The 21,880-nt window shown below is 71.7% G+C and carries 23 protein-coding genes; 9 read left to right on the top strand and 14 right to left on the bottom strand.

Annotation, left to right across the window (positions count from 1 at the left end; genetic code table 11):
* Positions 1-263: 263 nt before the first annotated feature.
* Both ACZ52C_RS00295 and dusB read right to left on the bottom strand, forming a co-directional pair.
* Positions 264-1,445, bottom strand: coding sequence for a polysaccharide pyruvyl transferase family protein (locus ACZ52C_RS00295; protein ID WP_469072668.1), 1,182 nt, complete (start codon positions 1,443-1,445; stop codon positions 264-266).
* Positions 1,446-1,543: 98 nt separating this feature from the next.
* Positions 1,544-2,698, bottom strand: coding sequence for a tRNA dihydrouridine synthase DusB (dusB, locus tag ACZ52C_RS00290; protein WP_469072667.1), 1,155 nt, complete (start codon positions 2,696-2,698; stop codon positions 1,544-1,546).
* A gap of 79 nt (positions 2,699-2,777) precedes the next feature.
* Between dusB and ACZ52C_RS00285 the strand changes: the two genes are divergently transcribed.
* Positions 2,778-4,223 (top strand): MFS transporter, encoded by a 1,446-nt coding sequence (locus ACZ52C_RS00285; RefSeq protein WP_469072666.1) that lies wholly within the window; start codon positions 2,778-2,780, stop codon positions 4,221-4,223.
* Positions 4,224-4,410: 187 nt separating this feature from the next.
* Here the strand turns inward: ACZ52C_RS00285 and ACZ52C_RS00280 are convergent, their stop codons facing one another.
* Together ACZ52C_RS00280 and ACZ52C_RS00275 are read right to left on the bottom strand one after the other, a co-directional pair.
* Entirely contained in the window at positions 4,411-5,409 is a 999-nt protein-coding gene (locus tag ACZ52C_RS00280; RefSeq protein ID WP_469072665.1) for an AraC family transcriptional regulator, read from the bottom strand.
* Positions 5,406-6,464 (bottom strand): MmyB family transcriptional regulator, encoded by a 1,059-nt coding sequence (locus ACZ52C_RS00275; protein ID WP_469072664.1) that lies wholly within the window; start codon positions 6,462-6,464, stop codon positions 5,406-5,408. The genes ACZ52C_RS00280 and ACZ52C_RS00275 overlap by 4 nt, the downstream gene beginning before the upstream one ends.
* Positions 6,465-6,565: 101 nt before the next feature.
* On the opposite strand from ACZ52C_RS00275, the gene ACZ52C_RS00270 reads away from it, so the two are divergent.
* Both ACZ52C_RS00270 and ACZ52C_RS00265 read left to right on the top strand, forming a co-directional pair.
* Positions 6,566-8,044, top strand: coding sequence for an MFS transporter (locus tag ACZ52C_RS00270; RefSeq protein ID WP_469072663.1), 1,479 nt, complete (start codon positions 6,566-6,568; stop codon positions 8,042-8,044).
* A gap of 184 nt (positions 8,045-8,228) precedes the next feature.
* A complete protein-coding gene (locus tag ACZ52C_RS00265; protein ID WP_469072662.1) occupies positions 8,229-8,444 on the top strand; it encodes a hypothetical protein in 216 nt (71 codons plus the stop codon).
* An 18-nt stretch (positions 8,445-8,462) separates the two neighbouring features.
* Here ACZ52C_RS00265 and ACZ52C_RS00260 read toward each other — a convergent pair whose 3' ends face one another.
* Together ACZ52C_RS00260 and ACZ52C_RS00255 are read right to left on the bottom strand one after the other, a co-directional pair.
* Complete coding sequence (locus ACZ52C_RS00260; protein WP_469072661.1) at positions 8,463-8,867, bottom strand: SRPBCC family protein; 405 nt, start codon at positions 8,865-8,867, stop codon at positions 8,463-8,465.
* Between the two features lie 16 nt (positions 8,868-8,883).
* A complete protein-coding gene (locus ACZ52C_RS00255) occupies positions 8,884-9,552 on the bottom strand; it encodes a CGNR zinc finger domain-containing protein (protein WP_469072660.1) in 669 nt (222 codons plus the stop codon).
* A gap of 21 nt (positions 9,553-9,573) precedes the next feature.
* Here ACZ52C_RS00255 and ACZ52C_RS00250 point away from each other — a divergent pair, with 21 nt between their 5' ends.
* A complete protein-coding gene (locus ACZ52C_RS00250; RefSeq protein WP_045557448.1) occupies positions 9,574-10,038 on the top strand; it encodes a VOC family protein in 465 nt (154 codons plus the stop codon).
* Between the two features lie 37 nt (positions 10,039-10,075).
* Here the strand turns inward: ACZ52C_RS00250 and ACZ52C_RS00245 are convergent, their stop codons facing one another.
* The 3 genes from ACZ52C_RS00245 to ACZ52C_RS00235 form a co-directional block, all read right to left on the bottom strand.
* Positions 10,076-10,666, bottom strand: coding sequence for a TetR/AcrR family transcriptional regulator (locus ACZ52C_RS00245; RefSeq protein WP_469072659.1), 591 nt, complete (start codon positions 10,664-10,666; stop codon positions 10,076-10,078).
* Between the two features lie 26 nt (positions 10,667-10,692).
* On the bottom strand, positions 10,693-11,697 hold the full coding sequence (locus ACZ52C_RS00240) for an aldo/keto reductase (RefSeq protein ID WP_469073390.1): 1,005 nt from the start codon (positions 11,695-11,697) through the stop codon (positions 10,693-10,695).
* A gap of 83 nt (positions 11,698-11,780) precedes the next feature.
* On the bottom strand, positions 11,781-12,785 hold the full coding sequence (locus ACZ52C_RS00235; protein ID WP_469072658.1) for a DUF4394 domain-containing protein: 1,005 nt from the start codon (positions 12,783-12,785) through the stop codon (positions 11,781-11,783).
* Positions 12,786-13,031: 246 nt separating this feature from the next.
* On the opposite strand from ACZ52C_RS00235, the gene ACZ52C_RS00230 reads away from it, so the two are divergent.
* Entirely contained in the window at positions 13,032-14,144 is a 1,113-nt protein-coding gene (locus ACZ52C_RS00230; RefSeq protein WP_469072657.1) for an endonuclease/exonuclease/phosphatase family protein, read from the top strand.
* 125 nt (positions 14,145-14,269) lie between these two features.
* Here ACZ52C_RS00230 and ACZ52C_RS00225 read toward each other — a convergent pair whose 3' ends face one another.
* Positions 14,270-15,652: a glycine--tRNA ligase gene (locus ACZ52C_RS00225; protein ID WP_469072656.1), complete on the bottom strand. Its 1,383-nt coding sequence runs from the start codon at positions 15,650-15,652 to the stop codon at positions 14,270-14,272.
* Between the two features lie 215 nt (positions 15,653-15,867).
* Between ACZ52C_RS00225 and ACZ52C_RS00220 the strand changes: the two genes are divergently transcribed.
* The 4 genes from ACZ52C_RS00220 to ACZ52C_RS00205 all read left to right on the top strand — a co-directional run bounded on the left by ACZ52C_RS00220 (position 15,868) and on the right by ACZ52C_RS00205 (position 19,069).
* Complete coding sequence (locus ACZ52C_RS00220; protein WP_469072655.1) at positions 15,868-16,830, top strand: metal ABC transporter substrate-binding protein; 963 nt, start codon at positions 15,868-15,870, stop codon at positions 16,828-16,830.
* Positions 16,831-16,858: 28 nt separating this feature from the next.
* A complete protein-coding gene (locus ACZ52C_RS00215; RefSeq protein WP_469072654.1) occupies positions 16,859-17,626 on the top strand; it encodes a metal ABC transporter ATP-binding protein in 768 nt (255 codons plus the stop codon).
* A 13-nt stretch (positions 17,627-17,639) separates the two neighbouring features.
* Complete coding sequence (locus ACZ52C_RS00210) at positions 17,640-18,584, top strand: metal ABC transporter permease (protein WP_469072653.1); 945 nt, start codon at positions 17,640-17,642, stop codon at positions 18,582-18,584.
* Between the two features lie 71 nt (positions 18,585-18,655).
* On the top strand, positions 18,656-19,069 hold the full coding sequence (locus tag ACZ52C_RS00205; protein ID WP_469072652.1) for a Fur family transcriptional regulator: 414 nt from the start codon (positions 18,656-18,658) through the stop codon (positions 19,067-19,069).
* A gap of 150 nt (positions 19,070-19,219) precedes the next feature.
* Here ACZ52C_RS00205 and ACZ52C_RS00200 read toward each other — a convergent pair whose 3' ends face one another.
* The 4 genes from ACZ52C_RS00200 to ACZ52C_RS00185 form a co-directional block, all read right to left on the bottom strand.
* On the bottom strand, positions 19,220-19,744 hold the full coding sequence (locus tag ACZ52C_RS00200) for a YcxB family protein (protein WP_192332576.1): 525 nt from the start codon (positions 19,742-19,744) through the stop codon (positions 19,220-19,222).
* A gap of 3 nt (positions 19,745-19,747) precedes the next feature.
* On the bottom strand, positions 19,748-20,596 hold the full coding sequence (locus ACZ52C_RS00195; protein ID WP_469072651.1) for an isoprenyl transferase: 849 nt from the start codon (positions 20,594-20,596) through the stop codon (positions 19,748-19,750).
* Between the two features lie 42 nt (positions 20,597-20,638).
* Complete coding sequence (recO, locus tag ACZ52C_RS00190) at positions 20,639-21,388, bottom strand: DNA repair protein RecO (RefSeq protein ID WP_045557459.1); 750 nt, start codon at positions 21,386-21,388, stop codon at positions 20,639-20,641.
* A 183-nt stretch (positions 21,389-21,571) separates the two neighbouring features.
* Positions 21,572-21,802 carry a hypothetical protein gene (locus ACZ52C_RS00185; RefSeq protein ID WP_060884773.1) on the bottom strand — a complete coding sequence of 77 codons (231 nt, stop codon included), beginning with the start codon at positions 21,800-21,802 and terminating at the stop codon, positions 21,572-21,574.
* Positions 21,803-21,880 lie beyond the last annotated feature (78 nt).

Below are 21,880 nucleotides of genomic sequence, written 5' to 3'. Positions count from 1 at the left end.
GGGCTTCTCGCGCAGTTCCCCGCGCCCCTGAAAGGCAGGGGCTGCGCCCCTTGCCTTTCGGGCCGGAGGGCCGGAGGGCCAGAGGGCCAGAGGGCCAGAGGGCGGAGGGCGGAGGGCGGAGGGCGGAGGGCTCGGGCCCGGATGCCCGAACCCCGGCCCCCTAATCCGAACCCAACCCCCGAACCCAACCCCCGAACCCGAACCCGGCCGCCCCAACACCCCGACGCCCCAACACACCAAACACAGCCTTCCCCCCTCCCCCCTCACGCGGCCCTGGTGGTTTCCAGTAGGCGTTCCGCCGTGCGCCTCGCCTCCCTTTCCGTCCAGGCCCATTGCGTGGTCGGGGGGCGGTGGGTGGTCCAGGTGTCCCAGTGGCTGCGGGACTTGCCGTAGCGGTCGGCCAGCAGGACGTGGGGCAGGCCGAGTAGGAGGGCGAGGACATGGCCGTGGAGGCGGTCGGTGACGGCGACCCGCCCGGCTGTCAACAGGCGGCAACCGCGCGCCAGTTGGAGGCGGGCGAGGCCGTCGTAGGCGGCGAGGAGCGCGGGCGCGGCGCCGGGCGGGTCACCCGAACCGGCGCGGCACAGGGCGCGGGCCCGGCTCCGCCACAGTGCCTCCTTGGCCCGCCGCCAGTCGGTGTCGTCGCCCTCCCGGGTCCAGTCGAAGACGTACGGGCCGCCGCGCTCCTTGCGTGCCGCGCCCCGCCCGGCCGGTGGGCCCTTCGCCGACTCCTTGTCCTCCCTGGCCAGCCAGACCACGTCATGGGCGGCCGTCCCGCCGGTGAGGGCGTCCGGTGGGACGGCGAAGGCCAGGTCGGGGGCGAGCAGCGAGGGGGCCTCGAAGACGGTGCGGCAGCGGTGCAGGCTGTGCCGGTCGCGCAGCAGCAGCGTCAGGTCGGGGTGGGCGTCGAAGACGCGGCGGGCCCGGGTGAGGTTGGCGTGGTCCGTGAAGTGCACGGACTGGGGCAGCTGGACGATCCGGCGGTCCGGGAAGTCGCGCAGCACCTGCTCGCGCAGGAGTTGGCTGTCCTCCCACAGGTCACCGAGGGTGCCGCCGCCCGTCAGCATGATCGGACCGTCCGGGAGACAGGCCGCCAACTGCCCGGCGTCGTACGACATCAGATCGCAGGCGTAGCGCACCTCGGCCCCGAGCACGCCGAGCAGGGCGCGCTGGCCGAGCCAGATCGCGCTGTCGCCGACGTTGGAGTTGAGCGGGGCGCCGATGAGCGCGCAGCGGGTGCCGGCCGGGACCAGCCGGTCCAGGACGGTCAGGACGTACGCGACGTGGTGGGCGCAGTGGGGGACGTGGGACGGGGGCGGCGCGTAAGGGACGGAGGGCCGGGACGGTTCGCGCAGCCGGGCCGCCGGCCGGGACGTCGGTCTGCGCGAGGGCCGCTTCGGCGGTGTCCTGGCCGGCTTCTTCGGGGTCTCGTTCGCTCCGCACACCAAAAGGCGCTACCCGGACATTTCCGCACTCATTCCGAGATGACGGAAACCGGCCGCACATCGACCGGAACGCCGACAGAACGGGCAGCCCCGATCAACTACCCCCCGGACGTGTCCAGTTCGGCTTCCTCGCCGACGCCCGCGCAGTCGTACGGGTCCTTGAGCCAGCCGTCCGGCAGGACGACGCGGTTGTTGCCGGAGGTGCGGCCGCGCGGACCGTCGGCGCCGGTGGGCCAGGGCTGGTCTAGGTCCAACTCGTCGAGTCCGGAGCGGAGTTCGGCGAGGGAGGAGGTGATGGCCAGCCGCTTGCGCATCTCGGAGCCGACCGCGAAGCCCTTGAGGTACCAGGCGACGTGCTTGCGGAAGTCGACGACCCCCTTGGACTCGTCGCCGATCCACTCGCCGAGCAGCGTGGCGTGCCGGACCATGATGTCCGCGACCTCGCGGAGCGTGGGCCGCGCGATGTCCTCGGTGCGCCCCTCGAAGGCCGCCACCAGGTCCGCGAACAGCCAGGGCCGCCCGAGGCACCCGCGTCCGACGACCACGCCGTCGCAGCCGGTCTCGCGGACCATGCGCAGCGCGTCCTCGGCGGACCAGATGTCGCCGTTGCCGAGGACGGGGATCTCGGGGACGTGCTCCTTGAGGCGGGCGATGGCGTCCCAGTCGGCGGTGCCGCCGTAGTGCTGGGCGGCGGTGCGGCCGTGCAGGGCGATCGCGGTGACGCCCTCCTCGACGGCGATCCGGCCGGCGTCGAGGTAGGTGATGTGGTCGTCGTCGATGCCCTTGCGCATCTTCATGGTGACCGGGAGGTCGCCGGCGCCGCTCACGGCCTCGCGGAGGATCGCGCGGAGCAGGTTCCGCTTGTACGGGAGGGCCGAGCCGCCGCCCTTGCGGGTCACCTTGGGGACCGGGCAGCCGAAGTTGAGGTCGATGTGGTCGGCGAGGCCCTCCTCCGCGATCATGCGGACGGCCTTGCCGACGGTGGCCGGGTCCACGCCGTACAGCTGGATCGAGCGCGGCTTCTCGGTCGCGTCGAAGCGGATCAGCTGCATGGTCTTCTCGTTGCGCTCGACCAGCGCCCGCGTGGTGATCATCTCGCTGACGAACAGCCCCTTGCCGCCGCTGAACTCCCGGCACAGGGTGCGGAAGGGCGCGTTCGTGATGCCGGCCATCGGGGCCAGGACGACGGGCGGGGCGACGGCGTGCGGGCCGATCCGCAGGGGGGCAGGGGCGAGGGACACGGGCGTGGACATTCCCCCATTGTCACGCACACGGACGCATGCTCGCCATTCATTAGTTAGGCGCACTATTGAGTTGGGTACGATGGGCCGCATGCCCGAGCTCAGCCGCCGCCACCGTCTGCTGGTGCTCTCGATCTGCTGCACCAGCCTCCTGATCGTGAGCCTGGACAACACCGTCCTGAACGTCGCCCTGCCCTCGATGCAGCGCGATCTGAACGCGAGCCTCGCCGGTCTGCAGTGGACCATCGACGCCTACACCCTGGTCCTGGCCGCGCTGCTGATGCTGGCCGGCTCCACCGCGGACCGGATCGGCCGCAAGCGGGTCTTCATGGCGGGCCTGGTCGTCTTCGCGATCGGCTCCCTGCTGTGCTCCCTCGCCCCGAACCTGGAATCGCTGGTCGCCTTCCGGATGGTGCAGGCGGTCGGCGGCTCGATGCTCAACCCGGTCGCGATGTCGATCATCACCAACACGTTCACGGACCCGCGCGAGCGGGCCCGGGCGATCGGCATCTGGGGTGCGGTGGTGGGCATCTCGATGGCCGCCGGGCCGATCATCGGCGGGCTGCTCGTGGAGTCGGTCGGCTGGCGCTCGATCTTCTGGATCAACCTGCCGGTGGGTCTGGCCGCGCTGCTGCTGACCTGGCGGTACGTCCCCGAGTCCCGCGCCCCGAAGGCCCGCCGCCCCGACCCCGTGGGGCAGCTCCTGGTGATCTCGCTGCTCGGCTCCCTCACCTACGCGATCATCGAGGCGCCGACCGCGCCGGTCGCCGAGACCCTCGCCCTCGGCGGTGTCGCGCTCGCCGCGCTCCTCGCCCTCCTGCGCTACGAGCCGCGCCGCGCCGAACCCCTCATCGACCTGCGCTTCTTCCACTCGGCGCCGTTCAGCGGGGCGACGGTGACAGCGGTCAGCGCGTTCGCCGCGCTCGGCGGTTTCCTGTTCCTGTCGACGCTGTACCTGCAGAACGTCCGCGGCCTCGACGCCCTGCACGCCGGCCTGTGGATGCTCCCGATGGCGCTCCTCTGCTTCGTGTGTGCGCCGGTCGCCGGGCGGCTGGTCGGCAGCCGGGGGCCGCGTCTGCCCCTGCTGATCGCCGGCGTCGCGATGACCGCGAGCGGGGTGCTGTTCGCTGCGTTCGAGGCCGAGACCGGGAACGTCACCCTCGTCATCGGCTACGTCCTCTTCGGCCTCGGCTTCGGCTTCGTCAACGCGCCGATCACCAACACGGCCGTCTCCGGCATGCCGCGCGCCCAGGCCGGGGTCGCCGCGGCGGTCGCCTCCACCAGCCGCCAGATCGGCCAGACGCTGGGCGTCGCGGTGATAGGAGCGGTCCTGGCGGCGGGCATCGGCTCGTCCTCGTACGCCGACTCCTTCGTCACGGCGGCCCGCCCCGCCTGGTGGATCGTCGCGGCCTGCGGCTTCGCCGTCCTCGTCCTGGGCGCCCTCACCACGGGCACCTGGGCCCGTGAGACCGCCGCCCGCACGGCGAAGCGCCTGGAGTCCCCGGAGGTACGGGACGCGGCGGGTTCGCTCCGCTAGCCGGGCGGGTACGGGTCCGCTCCGCTCGTAGGGCAGGTGCGGGTACGGGTCCGCTCCGCTCGCAGGGCAGGTGCGGGTGCGTCGTGGTTGCTCGCGCGGTTCCCGCGTCCCTGAAAGCTCTGGGCGTGCCCGATGCCTTCGACCGGGCGCTCGGCACCCGTGGCTGCGCTGCCCCCTGTTCCCCTCGCTACGGAATGTCGTGCGGGGCCCCCGACAGTGTTCGCAGGCGGTACTCCCTGGGCGAGACGCCGTACGCCGTGCGGAAGGCGCGGGTGAAGTCGGGGGCCTGGGGAATGCCCCAGCGGGCCGCGATCATGTGGATCGGCGTGGTCCGCTGGACCGGGTCCACCAGGTCCCGGCGGGCGCCCTCCAGACGGCGGGCGCGGATCCAGGCCGCGACCGGCTCGCCTCCCGTGTGCTGCTGGAACACGCGGTGGAGATAGCTGAGCGAGATGTGGTGCGCGGCCGCGATCACGGGCGGCGTCAGCTCGGGGTCGTGCAGGTTCTGCCTGACGAAGGCGGTGATGCGGCGCGCCAGGATCTGTTGGCGCGTCTCCGGCGGCAGCGCCGCCTCCGCCTCCAGCACCTGCGCGCACCAGGCCGACACCAGGTCCAGCAGGGTCACCCCCAGCCGCGGCCCGTCCGCCGGCCGAAGGGTTCCGGCCTGCCGTTCCAGCCCGACGAGGAACTCCGCCAGCAGCGCCCCGACCCCCTCCCGCACCGGGAGCGCCCGGCCCAGCAACTCCCGTACCCGGTGCGGCGGGAGCGGCAGCAGCGCCCTGGGGAAGTCGACTCCGAACCCCGTGAGTACCCGGCGCGTCCCGTCGTCCGCTGACCGCAGGTCGTAGGGCTGCGAGCTCTCGACCAGATGCAGATCACGGGGGACGAACGTGTCGTGCCGGCCGGCGTGGTCGAGCGCCATCCCACCGTCGACCAGCAGCGTCAGGTGGTACAGCTCCGGGTCCGACTGCCGGATCATCCTCTGGCTCCGCCGGTAGCGGGCCGGCAGGAACTCCATCGCCGCGACGGTCACCTGGCCCAGCTCCGTGGCCCGGTAATGCGCGTGGAAGTCGTCGGCGTAGGGGCTGAGCACCTCGCTCGACCGCGTCCGCGCCAGCGCCTCCCGCCAGTGCTCGAACCGCTCCCCCGCCGGCACGTCGTCGCTCCGGAACACGGTCCTCATCATCGCGCCCTCCCCGCACCGACCCCGATCCGTACGCCAGTCTCCCTCCCGCTCCCCCTCTCCCTCTCCCCGGCCCCGGCTCCAGCTCCGGCTCCAGCTCCGGCTCCGGCTCCGGCCCCGGCACGTCCCCGCTCCCTCTCCCGCTCCCTCTCCTTCTCCAGCGCCTTTGCGTGCAGTTTCTCCATCCGCCCGCGGGTCACCTCGTCGACCGGTACGTACGTCACCATGCGCGGCCCGGGGCGCGGCCCCAGCCAGAGGTCGGTGTGGTCGACGTCGAGGAGGCCGACATGGGCATTGCGGTACTGCTTGCGCTTGTTGAAGGTCTCGACGACCTCGTGCCGCTCCCAGGCCGCACGGAACTCGGCGGACTCGGTGCACAGCCGCTTGAGCAGCGTCTTCCAGGCCGGGTCGGCGAGATGGTCGGCCATCGCGGCCCGCAGCTTGCCCGCGAGGAAGCGGGTCGTCTCCTCCAACTGGACCATGGAGGAACGCCATTGCGGGTGGGTGTAGGCGAGGATCATGCAGTTCATGTCCTCGGGCGGTACCTCGGAGAGGTCGCAGAAGAGCAGTCCGAAGGTGCGGTTGTGGGCCAGGATGTCGTAGCGGCTGTTCTGGATGGACGCCGGGATCGGCTCCAGTTGTTCCAGCAGCGCGTACTGGGCATCGGTGATGGCGTGGCACCGCGCCCCCGGCGCCGGGTCGGCCGCCCCCGCCAGGTTGAACAGATGGGCGCGCTCGCCCCGGTCCAGGAGCAGGGCGCGGGCCAGGGCGTCGAGCACCTGGCCGGAGACATGGATGTCGCGGGCCTGCTCCAGCCAGGTGTACCAGGTGACGCCCACCGCGGAGAGCTGCGCGACCTCCTCGCGGCGCAGTCCCGGTGTACGCCGGCGGCGGCCCCGGGGCAGGCCGACCTGCTCGGGGGTGATGTGTTCGCGCCGGTGGCGCAGGAAGGCGGCGAGTTCGTGCCGCCGGATCACCGACTCGGGTGCGGCGGGCGGACGTTCGGCGGTCCCGGCCAGGGGGTGCGAAGGTGTCTCCGGTGCGGACATGGTCGTCATGCCTCCAGGGTGCCGCCGTACGGATCCTGTTGCCAGGTAGCACCAGTACCAGGATGAAGAGACTCTGGTACCAGGCTGAGCGGCGCGCGAACCTGGCTCCCGTGACCGAGAGCCTTACGACACCCACGTCCGCACCCGCACCGACTCCGACCCGCTCCGGCGACCGTTCCTCCGGCTCCCCCGCCGCCCCCGCCGGCCTCGGCGGCCTCGGCGGCCTCGGGCTGTTCACCGTCCTGCTCGGCGCGGCGCTGCCCCTCGTCGACTTCTTCATCGTCAACGTCGCCCTGCCGACGATCGGCCGCGACCTTGCCGCGAGCGAGGCCGTGCTGGAGCTGGTCGTCGCCGGGTACGGGGTCTCGTACGCCGTGCTGCTCGTGCTCGGCGGCCGGCTGGGCGATCTGTTCGGCCGGCGGCGGCTGTTCCTGTGGGGCATGGCCGCCTTCGGCGTGACCTCGCTGGCGTGCGGCCTCGCACCGGACGCCTGGACGCTCGTCGCCGCGCGGGTCGCGCAGGGCGCCGCGTCCGCCGCGATGCTCCCGCAGGTGCTCGCCACCATCCAGTCCGCGACGGCCGGCGCCCGGCGCGCCCGCGCGATGAGCCTCTACGGCGCCACGGCCGGGCTCTCCATGGTGGCCGGGCAGATCCTGGGCGGTGTGCTGGTCTCGGCGGACCTCGCCGGCACCGGCTGGCGTTCCGTCTTCCTGGTCAATGTGCCGGTGGTCGTCCTCGGGCTGTTCCTCACCGCCCGCTCGGTGCCCGAGACCCGCTCGGCCCGTCCCGAGCCGGTGGACGGCCCCGGTACGGTCCTGCTGGCGCTCTCCCTGCTGACCCTGCTGGTCCCGCTCACCGAGGGCCGGGCGGCGGGTTGGCCGCTGTGGACCTGGCTGGGACTGGCCGCGTTCCCGTTCGTCGCGACCGCCTTGTATCTCGTCGAGCGGCGCGCCGACCGTCTGGGCCGTACGCCCCTGGTGCCGCCGAGCCTGTTCCGGCTGCTGTCGCTGCGCCGGGGGCTGGTGATGATCCTGCCGTTCTCGATCGGGTTCAGCGGGTTCATGTTCGTGATCGCGGTGGCGCTGCAGGAGGGCGCCCGGCTCGGGCCGACGGCGGCGGGGCTCGCCCTCTCGCCCATGGCGGTGGTGTTCTTCGTCGTCTCGCTGGCCGGGCCGCGGCTGGTCGCGCGGTACGGCACCCGCGTGGTGACGGCCGGCGGCCTGGTCCAGGGCGTGGGCCTCGCCCTCATCACCCTGGCCGTGGCGCGGGCCTGGCCGGAGCCGGACTGGCCGCTGCTGCTCACCGGCGTGGCGGTCGCGGGCGGTGGCCAGGCGCTGCAACTCCCCATCATCTTCCGGATCGTGCTCTCCGAGGTCCCGCCGGCGCGGGCCGGTGTCGGCAGCGGCGTGATGATCACCACCCAGCAGTCGGCGCTGGCGCTGGGCGTGGCGACGCTCGGCTCGCTGTTCCTCGGGCTGGTACCGGCGCTGGGGATGCGGGACGCGCTGGTGACGACCCTGCTGACCCAACTGGCCGGAGTGGTCCTGACGGTGGGCCTGAGCCTGCGGTTGCCGCGCGCGGTGGGGTGATCCCGGGGCGACGCGTGAGGTAACACCTGGGAGAACTCCTCGGGGGTTCCCTCCTGTTGATGTTGGTCTTGCCGCACACTCCTCACGGACCGCACGGACCGCACGGACCGCACGGAACTACGGACCGCACGGACCACACGGACTTCACGGGCACGGAACCGTGAGGGTGTCGGCTGGAGACGTCATGGCGCAGATCAACACGAGCAGGGTGAGCCGCTGGGACCAGCACGGCCGGGAGCACACCGTGCACGTCCGGCGCTCGGGCGTGCAGCGCACCCTCAACTGCGACACCTGCGGCTGGCGCCAGGGCGCGCAGTTCCTGCCGTGGCTGAAGGCCGAGGAGCACCTCGCCGAGGCCCACCAGGCGACGGTGGACCCGACCAACTCGTCGCCGCTGTAGGTCCTCCGGCCCCTGCCGTCAGGCCAGTCGGTCGAGTTCCTCGGCGACCCGTTCCATCACGCCCTGCCAGTGCGCCCGTTGCCGCTCCCGCTCCTCGGGACCCGCCATGCGCTCCTGGTGGAAGACGAGCACGGACCTGCCGCCGCCGGCCGCCGAGACGGCGACCTGGACGGTCGTGTCGCCGTACGTCACCCGGATACGGTCACCGGGACGATAGCCGCGCACCTCACCCGTGGCGCCCGCGTCGGTCTCGTATCCGGCACCGCGCTCGGGAGTGAGCCGCGCCCCGGCCCCGAGCCACAGCTCCAGCCCGCGCGGCCCGCTGATGAACTCCCAGACGGCCGCGGGTGACTGGGGCAGGGTGCGGGAGACACCGACCTGCCATCCGGCGTCCTTGGTGAGTCCGGTGGATCGAGCGGACATGAGGATCACCCTTTCTCTAGGACTTCTGCCGTACGCGATGGGCGCGGACCTTGTGGCGGTTGCCGCAGTGCTCCATCGAGCACCAGCGGCGGCGGCCCGGGCGTGAGGTGTCGACGTAGAGGAGGTGGCAGCGGTCGCCGGCGCACATCCGGATCCGCTGCGCGTACGGCCCGGTGAGGAGGTCGACGGCGTCGCGGGCGACGGTGGAGAGAAGCTGCGCGCCGGTCGCCGTACCGGCGGCCCAGCCCCGGGTGCCGTCCGGGCCGATCGCCGGGGCGAGCGGGGGCCGGGCCGCGGCGTCGTTGACGAGGTCGAGGTCGGCGGTGTCCGCCGCGGCGATGCCCAGCTCGGGGAGCCCGGCGCCGCCGACGACACGGGAGACGGCCGTACGGGTCAGCGCGTCGCGCAGCCGCCGGGCGTACGCCACGTCGTCCGCCGTGACATGGAGGGCGGGAGGCGTCGGGGTGAGCCGGCACTGTTCGGCCCATTCGACCAGGTCAGCGGGGGTGTGCAGCACCTCGTAGCGGGTCAGGGCGCCGGGGCCGCCGGTGACGAGCAGCTCCAGACACAGGGCGCCCGGATCGAAGCGGTAGACCTTCCCGGAGTGGGACCGGAGCCGGATGCCCTGCGCCGCCGACACTCCCGACACCCCCTGCACAGCCGATGCCCTGGACGTCGAACCCATGTAACCAATATAACCGGTTACATGGCTACGACCACCGCACTGAACTGGAAACTGGTCATCGACACCCGGGACGCCCAGCCCCTGGCCGACTTCTGGGCCGCGGCGCTGGGCTACGAGGTGGAGGACCCGAGCACCCTGATCACCCACCTCCTCGCCACGGGCGACCTCCCGGAGGCGGCCGTGGCCGAGCACGACGGCCACCATGTCTTCCGCGGCTACGCCGCCGTCCGCCACCCCGACGACCCGTACGACCCCTTCACGGGCATCGGCAAGGGCCGCCGGCTGCTCTTCCAGGACGTGCCGGAACCCAAGACGGTCAAGAACCGCCTCCACATCGACGTCCACGCGGGCCCCGACGGCCTGGAGGCCCTGGCGACCCGCCTGGAGACCCTGGGCGCCACCCGCGTCGAGGAGTTCGACCGGGGCCCGGCGGGCCACTGGTGGGTCATGCGCGACCCGGAGGGCAACGAGTTCTGCGTGGCCTAGCCCGCGCCGGTCGGGTGCCCCGGCCGGGGCGCCGGCCTCAGCGGGCGCGCAGGCCCCGCACCAGCAGTTCCACGACCGCCTCGAACTGTGCCTCGATGTCCGGCTGGCGCCAGATGGGGGCGTAGGAGGGGTCGTGGAAGCGGGCCGTGGCGTGGAAGACGGCCCGGGCGGTGCCGGCCGGGTCGGTGGAGGCGAACTCCCCGGAGTCCACGCCGGAGCGGACGATCCGGGTCAACTGGTCGGTCAGGTCGGCGATATGGGCGCCGACCACCTCGCCGTTCTCCTCCGTGAGGACCTGGTACGTGGCGAACAGCTCGGGGTCGTCGCCCGCCTTGCGGCGCTTGGCCTCGAAGAGCGCGGCCAGCCAGGCGCGCAGCCGACCCTCGGGATCGCGGTCCCCTGCGGCGAGGGCGGTCAGGGTGGCCGTCGTCCGGTCGAGCCAGCGCTTGGTCACCGCACCGCGCAGCACCGCCTTCGTCCGGAAGTGGCGGTAGACGCTGCCGTGGCTGACGCCGAGCGCGCGGGCCACGTCGACCACGGTGGCCTTGGCGGGCCCGTGGCGGCGCAGGACCTCCTCGGTCGCTTCGAGGATGCGCTCGGCGGTCAGGGTCTCGGAGGTCGGTGACATGGAGGGAACCGTACCCGGCGGCGGTATCAGCGCTCGCTGTCGAGGTGGGCCAGCTGGGCGGCCGGGTAGCGGTCGCCGGCCGCCGCGTCCGCCGGTACGGCGCTCTCGATCGCCGCGAGGTCGTCCGCGTCGAGGCGCACCTCCAGCGCGCCCAGCGCCTCCGCGAGGCGGTCCCGGCGGCGGGCCCCGACGAGCGGGACGATGTCCTCCCCGCGCGAGAGCACCCAGGCGATCGCGATCTGGGCCACCGACGCCCCCTTCTGGTCGGCGATCTTCCGCAGGGCCTCGACCAGGTCCAGGTTGTGCCGGAGGTTCTCCCCCTGGAAGCGGGGCGAGAGGGCCCGGAAGTCGCCGGGCGCCAGCTGCCGGTCGTGGGTGAAGTGGCCGGAGATCAGCCCACGGGACAGGACGCCGTACGCCGTGACCGCGATGCCCAGTTCGCGCGTGGTCGGCAGGATCTCCCGCTCGATGCCGCGCGAGATGAGGGAGTACTCGATCTGGAGGTCCGCGATCGGGGCCGTGGCGGCGGCGCGGCGGATCGTCTCCGCGCCCACCTCGCTCAGGCCGATGTGGCGGACGTACCCCTTCTCGACCAGTTCGGCGATCGCGCCGACCGTCTCCTCGATCGGCACGTCGGGGTCGACCCGTGCGATCCGGTAGACGTCGATGTGGTCGGTGCCGAGGCGCTGGAGGGAGTAGGCGGCGAAGTTGCGCACGGCCGCCGGGCGGCCGTCGTAGCCGAACCAGCCGCCGTCCGCGTCGCGCAGCGCGCCGAACTTGACGCTGGTCAGGGCCTGCTCCCGGTGGGCCGCGGGCGCGGTGCGCAGGGCTTCGCCGATCAGCAGTTCGTTGTGGCCCATGCCGTAGAAGTCGCCGGTGTCCAGCAGGGTGACCCCGGCTTCGAGGGCCGCGTGGACGGTCGCGAGCGACTCGGTCCGGTCGGCGCTGCCGTACAGCGCGGACATGCCCATGCAGCCGAGGCCTAGGGCGGAGACCTGGGGGCCGGTGGATCCGAGGGTGCGGGTCTGCATCGTCGTCGTCATGGCTCCACGATGACATGACAGCTGACAGATTTCAATATCTGTCATCTGTCACTTGTCGGCCCCGCTCGTCGTCAGCCCTGGCGCAGCGGTATCGCCAGGTCCACCACCTGGCGGCCCTTCGGGAAGGTGCCCGCCGAACTCGCCTTCCCTGTCAGCAGGTTGACGGTGAAGAGGCGCGACCCCGTCACCGCGTACCCGGCGTTCACCCCGCTCCGCGCCGAGCTGTAGATGTCGAACCCGGTGTTCAGCGGGGCGTCCACGCCGAGCCTGCCCGTGGGGGCGAGGTTGCCCGCGTTGGCCGGGGACTGGAGGGAGATCCGGTCCTGGGCGGTGTCGAGGTCGAAGAGGGTGGTCGCGGTGGCGGTGTCGAGGTCGTTGTTCGTGTACGCCGCCCCGGTCACCCCGCGCGCGGTGACGCCGGCCGTGGCGGGCGGGACCGGCGGGTCGGTGAGGGTGCCGTCGACGGCCGTGGTGCCGGCGGCCGGGGCGCCCTGGGGGTCGTCGAGGTTGTGGCGGAGGTTCTGTCCGGTGTCGCTGATCACCCGCAGACGGTTGGCGGCGGGGTTGAAGTCGACGCCGTACGCCGTGCCCCGGAGGGCGACGGTGAGCTGGGAGACCTTGGTGGCCTTGGCGCCCACCTCGCGGAGGGTGTAGACGCCGCCCTTGTCGCCGACGCCGTACAGCTTGTCGTTCTGGACGCGGTGGTCGATGCCGACGAGCCGGGTGTCGCCCTCGAGGCCGCGGACCCTGCCGAGCGGGACGACGACACCGGGCTTGTCGACGCGGAAGACGACGAGCCGCTGGTCGCTGGTGAGCCCGACGGCCTTCAGACCGCCGGGCACCTTCGCCCCGCCGCCGAGGAGCCCGCCCTTGGACTCGACGCCGGCCCCGGCACCGACGGAGTCGCCCGCCGAGACCCCCGCCGACGCCGACGAACTGCTCGGCGCCCCGGATCCGCCCGACGAACCCGATCCCCCCAGCGCGTCGGATCCGCCCAGTGCCCCGGTTCCCACGGCACCGACCGTGCCGATCGCCACCGCCATGGTCAGTACGCCGATGACCGCTTGCTTGCGCATGAACGCCCCCGTGAAGATGCGCGGCCCGCCCTCTGCGGGCCGTGTGCCCTCTCCTTCGGCGCGGGGAAGGGTCCGGATTGGTGCTCTGTACGGAAATTCTCATGATGTTCCGGAAATTCTCCCTGCCGCTCCGTTGGACACGGATCACCCCTTCTCGGACACTTTTGATTGTCGGGGCGCAGTCAACCCGGAGCGGCGCCTGCGCCCCGGCCGCGCGATCACCTGCGCCGCCCCGAGGAGGGCGCCATGACCGTCCGTATCGCCACCTACAACGTCGAGAACCTGTTCCGGCGCCCCGAAATCTTCCGGGTCGCGAACGAGCAGGACCGGGAGAAGGTCCTCCGGGACTTCAACACGCTGGTGGACCTCCTCGACAAGGAGGTCTACTCGGAGGACGACAAGGCCCGGATCGCCGGGCTGGTCAAGGAACACCGCGCCTTCGACATCGATCCGGAGACCCGGGGGCCGATCTTCGTCAACCAGCTCAAGGGATCGGGTGCCAAGCTCTTCACCCAGCGCGGGGACCCGGACGACCCGGTCATCAAGATCGTGGCCAAGGGCCGTACGAAATGGTCGGGTTGGGCCGAGCTGGTGCGCGGCGACCTCAGCCTGGAGTCCATACGGAACACCGCGCGGGTGATCAAGGAGGTCGACGCCGACATCGTGGTCACGGTCGAGGTCGAGGACCGCCTCACCCTGGAGCGCTTCAACGAGCAGATCGTGGGCGGTGTCCCCGGGGGCAAGCCGTACCCGTTCAACATGCTGATCGACGGCAACGACCGGCGCGGCATCGATGTGGGCATCCTCAGCCGGCACCCCGTCACCTCCGTCCGCTCCCACATCTTCGACGTGCGGAACGGCTCCACGGACCGGCTCTTCAGCCGGGACTGCCCCGAGTTCGAGATAGCGCTGGGCGGCACCCCGCTCTGGATCCTCGGCAACCACTTCAAGAGCCAGATAGGTGGCGGCGGGAGCCTGCGCCTGGACCAGGCACGGAGGGTGCGGGAGATCTACGAGGCCGCCCTGGACCGCTCGGACCGGGTGATCGTCGCCGGTGACCTCAACGACTCACCGACCAGCGACCCGATCAAACACCTGCTCGCCGCCGGCCTCCAGGACGCGATGAGCCACCCCAGCTACGACGGGGAGCTCCCGGGCACCCACGGCACGGCGACCAGCCCGAAGGACAAGATCGACTACCTGATGTTCTCGCCCGAGCTGTTCGATCGGGTGCGGAACGTGGAGGTGGAGCGCCGCGGGGTCTGGGCGCCGAACACCTTCCCGCACTTCGACACGGTGACGTCCCATCTGACCCAGGCCTCCGACCACGCGACCCTCTTCGCCGACCTGGACCTGTAACCGGCCCTGCGGAAAGCCGAGTTCCCCGCACCCCGAGGGGCCGAAGGCCCCAGAGGGGCGCGGGGAACCGCGCGACCGGCCACGACGAACCCGCAGCCGGTCAATCACTCGAGCGAGGCAACCCCTCAGGCGCCCACGAGCCGAGCCGCCAGGTACCCCTCGATCTGGTCGAGAGACACCCGCTCCTGCTTCATCGAGTCCCGCTCGCGCACGGTCACCGCGTTGTCGTCGAGCGTGTCGAAGTCCACGGTCACGCAGTACGGCGTACCGATCTCGTCCTGGCGGCGGTAACGCCGCCCGATCGCACCCGCGTCGTCGAACTCGATGTTCCAGTTCTGCCGCAGCGCCGCCGCGAGCCCCTTCGCCTTCGGGGACAGCTCGGGGTTGCGGGACAGCGGAAGGACCGCCACCTTCACCGGGGCGAGACGGTGGTCGAGGCGCAGCACCGTGCGCTTCTCCAGCTTGCCCTTGGCGTTGGGGGCCTCGTCCTCGGTGTACGCGTCGAGGAGGAACGCCAGCATCGTGCGGCCGACACCGGCCGCCGGCTCGATGACGAACGGCGTGTAGCGCTCGCTCGCCTCCTGGTCGTAGTACGACAGGTCCTGGCCGGAGGCCTTGGAGTGCGCGCCGAGGTCGTAGTCGGTGCGGTTGGCGACGCCCTCCAGCTCACCCCACTCGCTGCCGCCGAACTGGAAGCGGTACTCGATGTCGGCGGTGCGCTTGGAGTAGTGGGAAAGCTTCTCCTGCGGGTGCTCGTACCACCGCATGTTCTCCTCGCGCAGACCCAGGCCGGTGTACCAGTTCCACCGCTCCTGCATCCAGTACTCCTGCCACTTCTCGTCCTCACCCGGCTTGACGAAGAACTCCATCTCCATCTGCTCGAACTCGCGGGTGCGGAAGATGAAGTTGCCGGGCGTGATCTCGTTGCGGAAGGACTTGCCCATCTGCGCGATGCCGAACGGCGGCTTGCGGCGCGAAGTGGTCTGCACCTGGGCGAAGTTGGTGAAGATGCCCTGGGCGGTCTCGGGGCGCAGGTAGGCGATGGAGCCGGTGTCCTGCGTGGGGCCGAGGTGGGTGGAGAGCAGACCCGAGAACTGCTTGGGCTCGGTGAACTGGCCCTTGGTGCCACAGTTGGGGCAGTTGATGTCCGCGAGGCCGTTCTCCGGCACGCGGCCCTTCTTCTCCTCGTACGCCTCTTCCAGGTGGTCCGCGCGGAACCGCTTGTGGCAGGAGGTGCACTCGGTGAGCGGGTCGGAGAAGGTGGCGACGTGGCCGGAGGCGACCCAGACCTCGGAGGCCAGGATGACGGACGAGTCGATGCCGACCACGTCCTCGCGCGACGTCACCATGTAGCGCCACCACTGACGCTTGATGTTCTCCTTGAGCTCGACACCCAGCGGTCCGTAGTCCCAGGCGGCCCGCTGGCCGCCGTAGATCTCGCTGCACGGGAATACGAAGCCACGGCGCTTGCTCAGGCTGACGATGGTGTCGATCTTGTCGGCGGCCACGGTGCTCTCTTCATTACGACGACGGGCGACGAAGCGATGCGCTCCTGGAGGAAGCGGACGCGCTTCAGAGCGAATGCTTCAGGTTACCGGCGGGGCGGCCCCTCGGATCAAATCGGTTCGGGGAAGGAGACGGCCGAGAGCGGACAAAGGCCTTACCTTGGGCTTACCACCAGGCTTGTTGACAATCGTTTCCAGAAAAGATGAAAATGACTGTCATGAACGTAGTACGACGACGCCTTCTGATACCCGCGGCGGCGACCGCGGCCGCCGCCCTCGGCCTCACCACTCTCACGGCCTGCGGCGGCGACAGCGCCGCCGCGGGCAACACCGACAAGTTCGACGTCGTCGCGTCGTTCTACCCGATGGCCTTCCTCGCCGAGCAGATCGGCGGGAAGTACGTGAACGTCACCAGTCTGACCCAGCCCGGCCAGGAGCCGCACGACCTGGAGATCAGCGCCAAGCAGACGGCCGCGCTCCAGGAGTCGGACGCCGTGCTCTACCTCAAGGGCCTGCAGCCCTCCGTCGACGAGGCGGTCGAGCAGTCCGGCGTCAAGACGGAGATCGACGCCGCCGCGCTGACCTCCATGGAGCACCACGGCAACGAGGTCGGCGGTCACTCGGCCGAGCACGACGACCACGAGAACGAGGAGCTGGAGGGCAAGGACCCGCACATCTGGCTCGACCCCGTGAAGTACGCCGAGGTCGCCAAGGGGGTCGGCGCCGCCTTCGAGAAGGCCGACCCGGACCACGCGGACACCTACAAGACCAACACCGAGGCCCTGGTCGAGAAGCTGGGCGCGCTGAACGACCAGTTCGAGAACGGGCTGAAGGACACGAGGACCAAGGTCTTCATCACCACCCACGCCGCCTTCGGCTACCTCGCCGAGCGCTACGGCCTCACCGAGGAGGCCATCTCCGGCCTCGACCCCGAGTCCGAGCCGAGTGCCGCCCGGGTCAAGGAACTTGAGAAGATGGCGAAGGCCGACGGCGTGACCACGGTGTTCTACGAGACACTGGTCAGCGACAAGACCGCGAAGACCATCGCCGCCGACGCGAACCTCAAGACCGACGTCCTCGACCCGATCGAGGGCATCACGGAGAAGTCGCGCGGCAAGGACTACTTCTCGGTCCAGGAAGCCAACCTCAAGGCCCTCCAGACGGCCCTGGGAGCCAAGTGACCTTGTTGATCATCCGGAGGCAGCAGGCATGACCGAGCCCGTCATCTCGTTGCGCGGCGTCCGCGCCGAACTGGGCTCGCGCACCGTCCTGCGCGGCATCGACCTCACCGTGCACCGCGGTGAGGTCGTCGCGCTGCTCGGCGCCAACGGCTCCGGGAAGTCCACCGCCGTCCGCACCGTGATCGGGCAGGTACCCGTCAGCGACGGGGAGATCGAGCTGTTCGGCACCCCCCGGCGCCGCTTCCGCGACTGGCGGCGCCTCGGGTACGTCCCGCAGCGCACCACGGCGGCCGGCGGCGTCCCGGCGACGGTGACGGAGATCGTGGCCTCGGGCCGGCTCTCCCGCGCCCGCTTCGGCATCCTGCGCGGAGCCGACCGCGCGGCGATCCGGCACGCCCTGGAGATGGTCGGCATGGCGGACCGCGCCAAGGACTCGGTGAACGCCCTCTCCGGCGGCCAGCACCAGCGCGTCCTCATCGCCCGCGCCCTCGCCTCGGAGCCCGAACTCCTGATCATGGACGAGCCCATGGCGGGCGTCGACCTGGCCAGCCAGGAGGTGCTGGCCGCGACCCTGCGCGAGCAGGTCGCCAAGGGCACCACCGTGCTGCTGGTCCTCCATGAACTCGGCCCGCTGGAGCCGCTGATCGACCGCGCGGTCGTCCTGCGCGACGGCTGCGTCACCCACGACGGCCCGCCCCCGAAGGCGGTCGGCCAGCACGCGCTGCCCGGCCACGACCACGTCCACCCGCACGCGGCACCGGGCGCCGAGCCCGTCCGTACGGGCCTGCTGAGCTGAGAAGGCACCCACGATGGAATTCCTCGACTACGCCTTCATGCAGCGGGCCCTGCTCGCCGCCGTCCTCGTCGGCATCACCGCCCCCGCGATCGGCATCTACCTCGTCCAGCGCCGCCAGGCCCTCATGGGCGACGGCATCGGCCATGTCGCGATGACCGGCGTCGGCCTCGGGTTCATGCTCTCGTGGTCGCCGGTGTGGATGGCGACGCTGGTGTCCGTCGTGGGCGCCGTGCTGATGGAGCTGATCCGCTGGTACGGGAAGACACGCGGCGACATCGCGCTCGCCATGCTCTTCTACGGCGGCATGGCCGGCGGTGTGATGCTCATCAACCTCGCGCCCGGCGGTACCAACGCCAATCTGATGTCGTTCCTCTTCGGCTCGCTGTCGACCGTGTCACAGGAGGACATCACCGCGATCTGCGTGCTCGCCGCGTTCGTGATCGTGATGACGCTGGCGCTGCGCCGGCAGCTCTTCGCGGTCAGCCAGGACGAGGAGTTCGCCCGCGTCACCGGCCTGCCGGTGCGGGCGCTGAACCTGCTCACCGCGGTCACGGCGGCGGTGACCGTGACGGTCGCCATGCGCGTCGTCGGCCTGCTGCTGGTCTCCGCGCTGATGGTCGTCCCCGTCGCCGCCGCGCAGCAGCTCACCCGCAGTTTCGCGGCGACCTTCGCGATCGCCGTGGCCCTCGGGGTGTCCGTGACGATCGGCGGCACGATCACCTCGTACTACCAGGACGTGCCGCCCGGCGCGACGATCGTGCTGCTCGCCATCGCCGCCTTCATGGTGCTCACCGCGCTGGCGACTCCGCTGGCCAGGCGCCGTGCGCGGGCCCTGGAGACCGCCGTCGGGGACCCGGCGGAGTGCGGGATCCCCACGGCCCGGGAGACCGCCGGGGCGGGGGCCGCGAAGGACACGGTTCCGGCCGCCCGGAGCTCCGCCCGGGGGTCCGCCGGGTGACCGGCGGCTGAACGGGTCCGGCGGGGGCTGGCACAATGGCCCCCGCAAGACCGCTACGTGAGGAGGCAACGGTGACGACCGCCGGACCTGTACGAGGTCGTTCCACCCGGCAGCGGGCGGCCGTGGCCGCGGCACTGGACGAGGTCGACGAGTTCCGCAGCGCGCAGGATCTCCACGACATGCTCAAGCACAAGGGCGACTCGGTCGGGCTCACCACCGTGTACCGCACGTTGCAGTCCCTCGCCGACGCGGGCGAGGTCGACGTCCTGCGCACCTCCGACGGCGAGTCGGTGTACCGCCGCTGCTCGACCGGCGAGCACCACCACCACCTGGTCTGCCGGGTCTGCGGCAAGGCCGTGGAGGTGGAGGGCCCGGCGGTCGAGAAGTGGGCCGACGCGATCGCCGCGGAGCACGGCTTCGTGAACGTCGCCCACACCGTGGAGATCTTCGGCACCTGCGCGGAGTGCGCGGCGAAGGCGTCGTAGGGCGCCCTGGGCCCACCGGGCCCGTCTCCCGCGCCCCGGATGCGTCGGCAGGTGCGGGTGCGTGGGGCTTCTCGCGCCCACGCGGCGGAGCCGCATGTCGATACGGCCCCGCGCCCCCAAAAGGCCGGGGCTCCGCCCCGTGCCTTTCCCCTACAGCCGGGTCAGGCCCTCGCGGGCGAGGACGGCGCGGAGCCGGTCGGCGTCCGCCGGGGTCGCCAGGCCCCGCTTCGGCAGCACCGTGAGGCGAAGCGCGTGGGCGCCGCCGAGGAGGACGAAGGTGTGCGGGGTCTCCGCGTACCGGGACACCTGGGACCAGCGGGCCGGACGCTCGGTGCCGTGGTCGTGCGCGACCGTGACGCCCCACGGGTCCAGCACGGCGCGGTGCAGCCCCAGGGCCGCCGCCCGCCGGTGCAGGAGGCGCGCCTGGAGCCGGGGCAGCAGGACGAGGGCGCCGAGCGCCGCCACCGGCATCACACAGGCCTGCGCGTCGGGCGTGGTGCCCAGGGCGAGCGCCACGGCCGTGACGAAGAGGCCCGCCCCGGCGCAGAACAGCAGCAGGCCCTGTCCCCACCGGCCGGCGGCCGAGGCGCGCGCGGACACGCGCACCGCCTCGCGGAAGTCCCCGACCGCCGCCCGGTACACCAGCTCGACGTTCTCCCCACCGGCCTCGGCCACGGGTCAGTCCTCCGTCCGGCCCTCCATCGCGGCTTCCATCGCGAGCAGCTCCTCGTTCGGGACGGCGCCGCCGAAGCGGCGGTCGCGGGAGGCGAACTCCACGCAGGCCCGCCACAGGTCACGGCGGTCGAAGTCGGGCCACAGCACGTCCTGGAAGACCATCTCGGCGTAGGCGCTCTGCCAGAGCAGGTAGTTGGAGGTGCGCTGCTCGCCGCTGGGGCGCAGGAAGAGGTCGACGTCCGGCATGTCCGGGTAGTAGAGGTACTTCGCGAAGGTCTTCTCGGTGACCTTGGAGGGGTCGAGGCGGCCCGCGCGGATGTCCTCGGCGAGTGCCTGGGCCGCGTCGGCGATCTCGGCCCGGCCGCCGTAGTTCATGCAGAAGTACAGCGTCAGCAGGTCGTTGTCCTTGGTCTGCTCCTGGGCGACCTGGAGTTCCTTGGCGACCGACTTCCACAGCTTCGGCATCCGGCCCACCCAGCGGACCCGGATGCCGAGTTCGTCGAGCTGGTCGCGGGTCCTGCGGATGAAGTCGCGGTTGAAGTTCATCAGGAAGCGGACCTCGTCGGGCGAGCGCTTCCAGTTCTCGGTGGAGAAGGCGTAGAGGGAGATGTTGCGCACGCCGATCTCGATCGAGCCCTGGAGGACGTCCAGGACGCGCTCGGCGCCGACCTTGTGGCCCTCGGTGCGCGGCAGCCCGCGCTCCTTGGCCCAGCGGCCGTTGCCGTCCATGACGATCGCCACGTGCTCGGGGACCAGCTCGCCGGGGAGCTTGGGCGCGCGGGCGCCGGACGGGTGCGGCGTCGGCGCCCTGTACTCGCGGCGCTGACGTCCCAGGAACCCGCGTACCACCATGTGCTTCTCGTCTCCTCTGTGGTGCCGGTGGATCGGTCGTGCCTACGACTTCTCCACGTACCGAAGGGAGCGCAGCCCGCGCTCCAGATGCCAGTGCAGATAGGCGGACACCAGCCCGCTGCCCTCCCGCACGTGCCGCGGCTCGCTCGCGTCCGCGGTCTCCCAGTCTCCCGTAAGGAGCGCGGCGAGCAGTTCCAGCGTCTGTGGCGAGGGTACGACGCTGCCGGGCACCCGGCAGTCCACGCAGACGGAGCCCCCGGCGGCGACGGAGAAGAACCGGTTCGGGCCGGGCATGCCGCACTTGGCGCAGTCGCTGAAGGTGGGGGCGTAGCCATTGACGGCGAGGGAGCGCAGCAGGAAGGCGTCGAGGACGAGGTGCGGGGCGTGCTCGCCGCGGGCGAGGGTGCGCAGCCCGCCGACGAGCAGCAGGTACTGCTGCACGGCGGGCTCGCCCTCGTGGTCGGTGAACCGCTCCGCGGTCTCCAGCATGGCCGTCCCGGCCGTGTAGCGGGCGTAGTCGCTCACGATGCCGCCGCCGTACGGAGCGATGGTCTCGCTCTGGGTGCACAGAGGGAGGCCGCGTCCGATCAACTCGCTGCCCCGCGCGAAGAACTGCACGTCGACATGGGAGAAGGGTTCGAGCCGCGCCCCGAACTTCGACTTCGTCCGCCGTACCCCGCGCGCCACGGCCCGCACCCGCCCGTGCCCCCGGGTGAGCAGGGTGATGATCCGGTCCGCCTCACCCAGCTTCTGGGTACGGAGCACGACCCCGTCGTCGCGGAAGAGACTCATCGCCCGCCCCCGGGGGTCCGCCGGGGGTACGGGGGCCGTCCCCCGGGAGACCGCGGCATGATCCGGTCCGCTTCACCCGGCTTCCGGGTGCGCGGGACGACGGCGTCGTCGCGGAACAGGCTCATGCCGCCCATTCTCGCCTACGGCCGGCCCCCGGCGGGACCTCGGCCCACAGTCACGCCTTCAAGGGACCTCCCCCCGGCTGCGGGCGTTCTCGTAGGCGGTCGCGGCACGCAGGCGTTCTATGGTCGTGGCGGCCCGTACGACCTCGGGGGCGCAGTCCCACTCCCTCCCGCCGCCGACCGGCCGCAGTTGGACGTAGGGCCCCTCGTGGCCCATGACGCGGCCGACCTTCCCGGTGCGGGTGTCGACGGCGTAGGTGCCGATCGCCGGCTTCTTCCCGTTCCCGCTCACCGCAGGGCCGCCGCCGAAAAGACCGGTGACGGCAGAACAATTCCCGCTTTTTCGGCCGTCCGCCGCAATTCCTCCACC

It is taken from the genome of Streptomyces sp. NPDC034049 (genome assembly GCF_055575575.1).
This window is presented reverse-complemented; position numbering and strand designations above follow the sequence as displayed.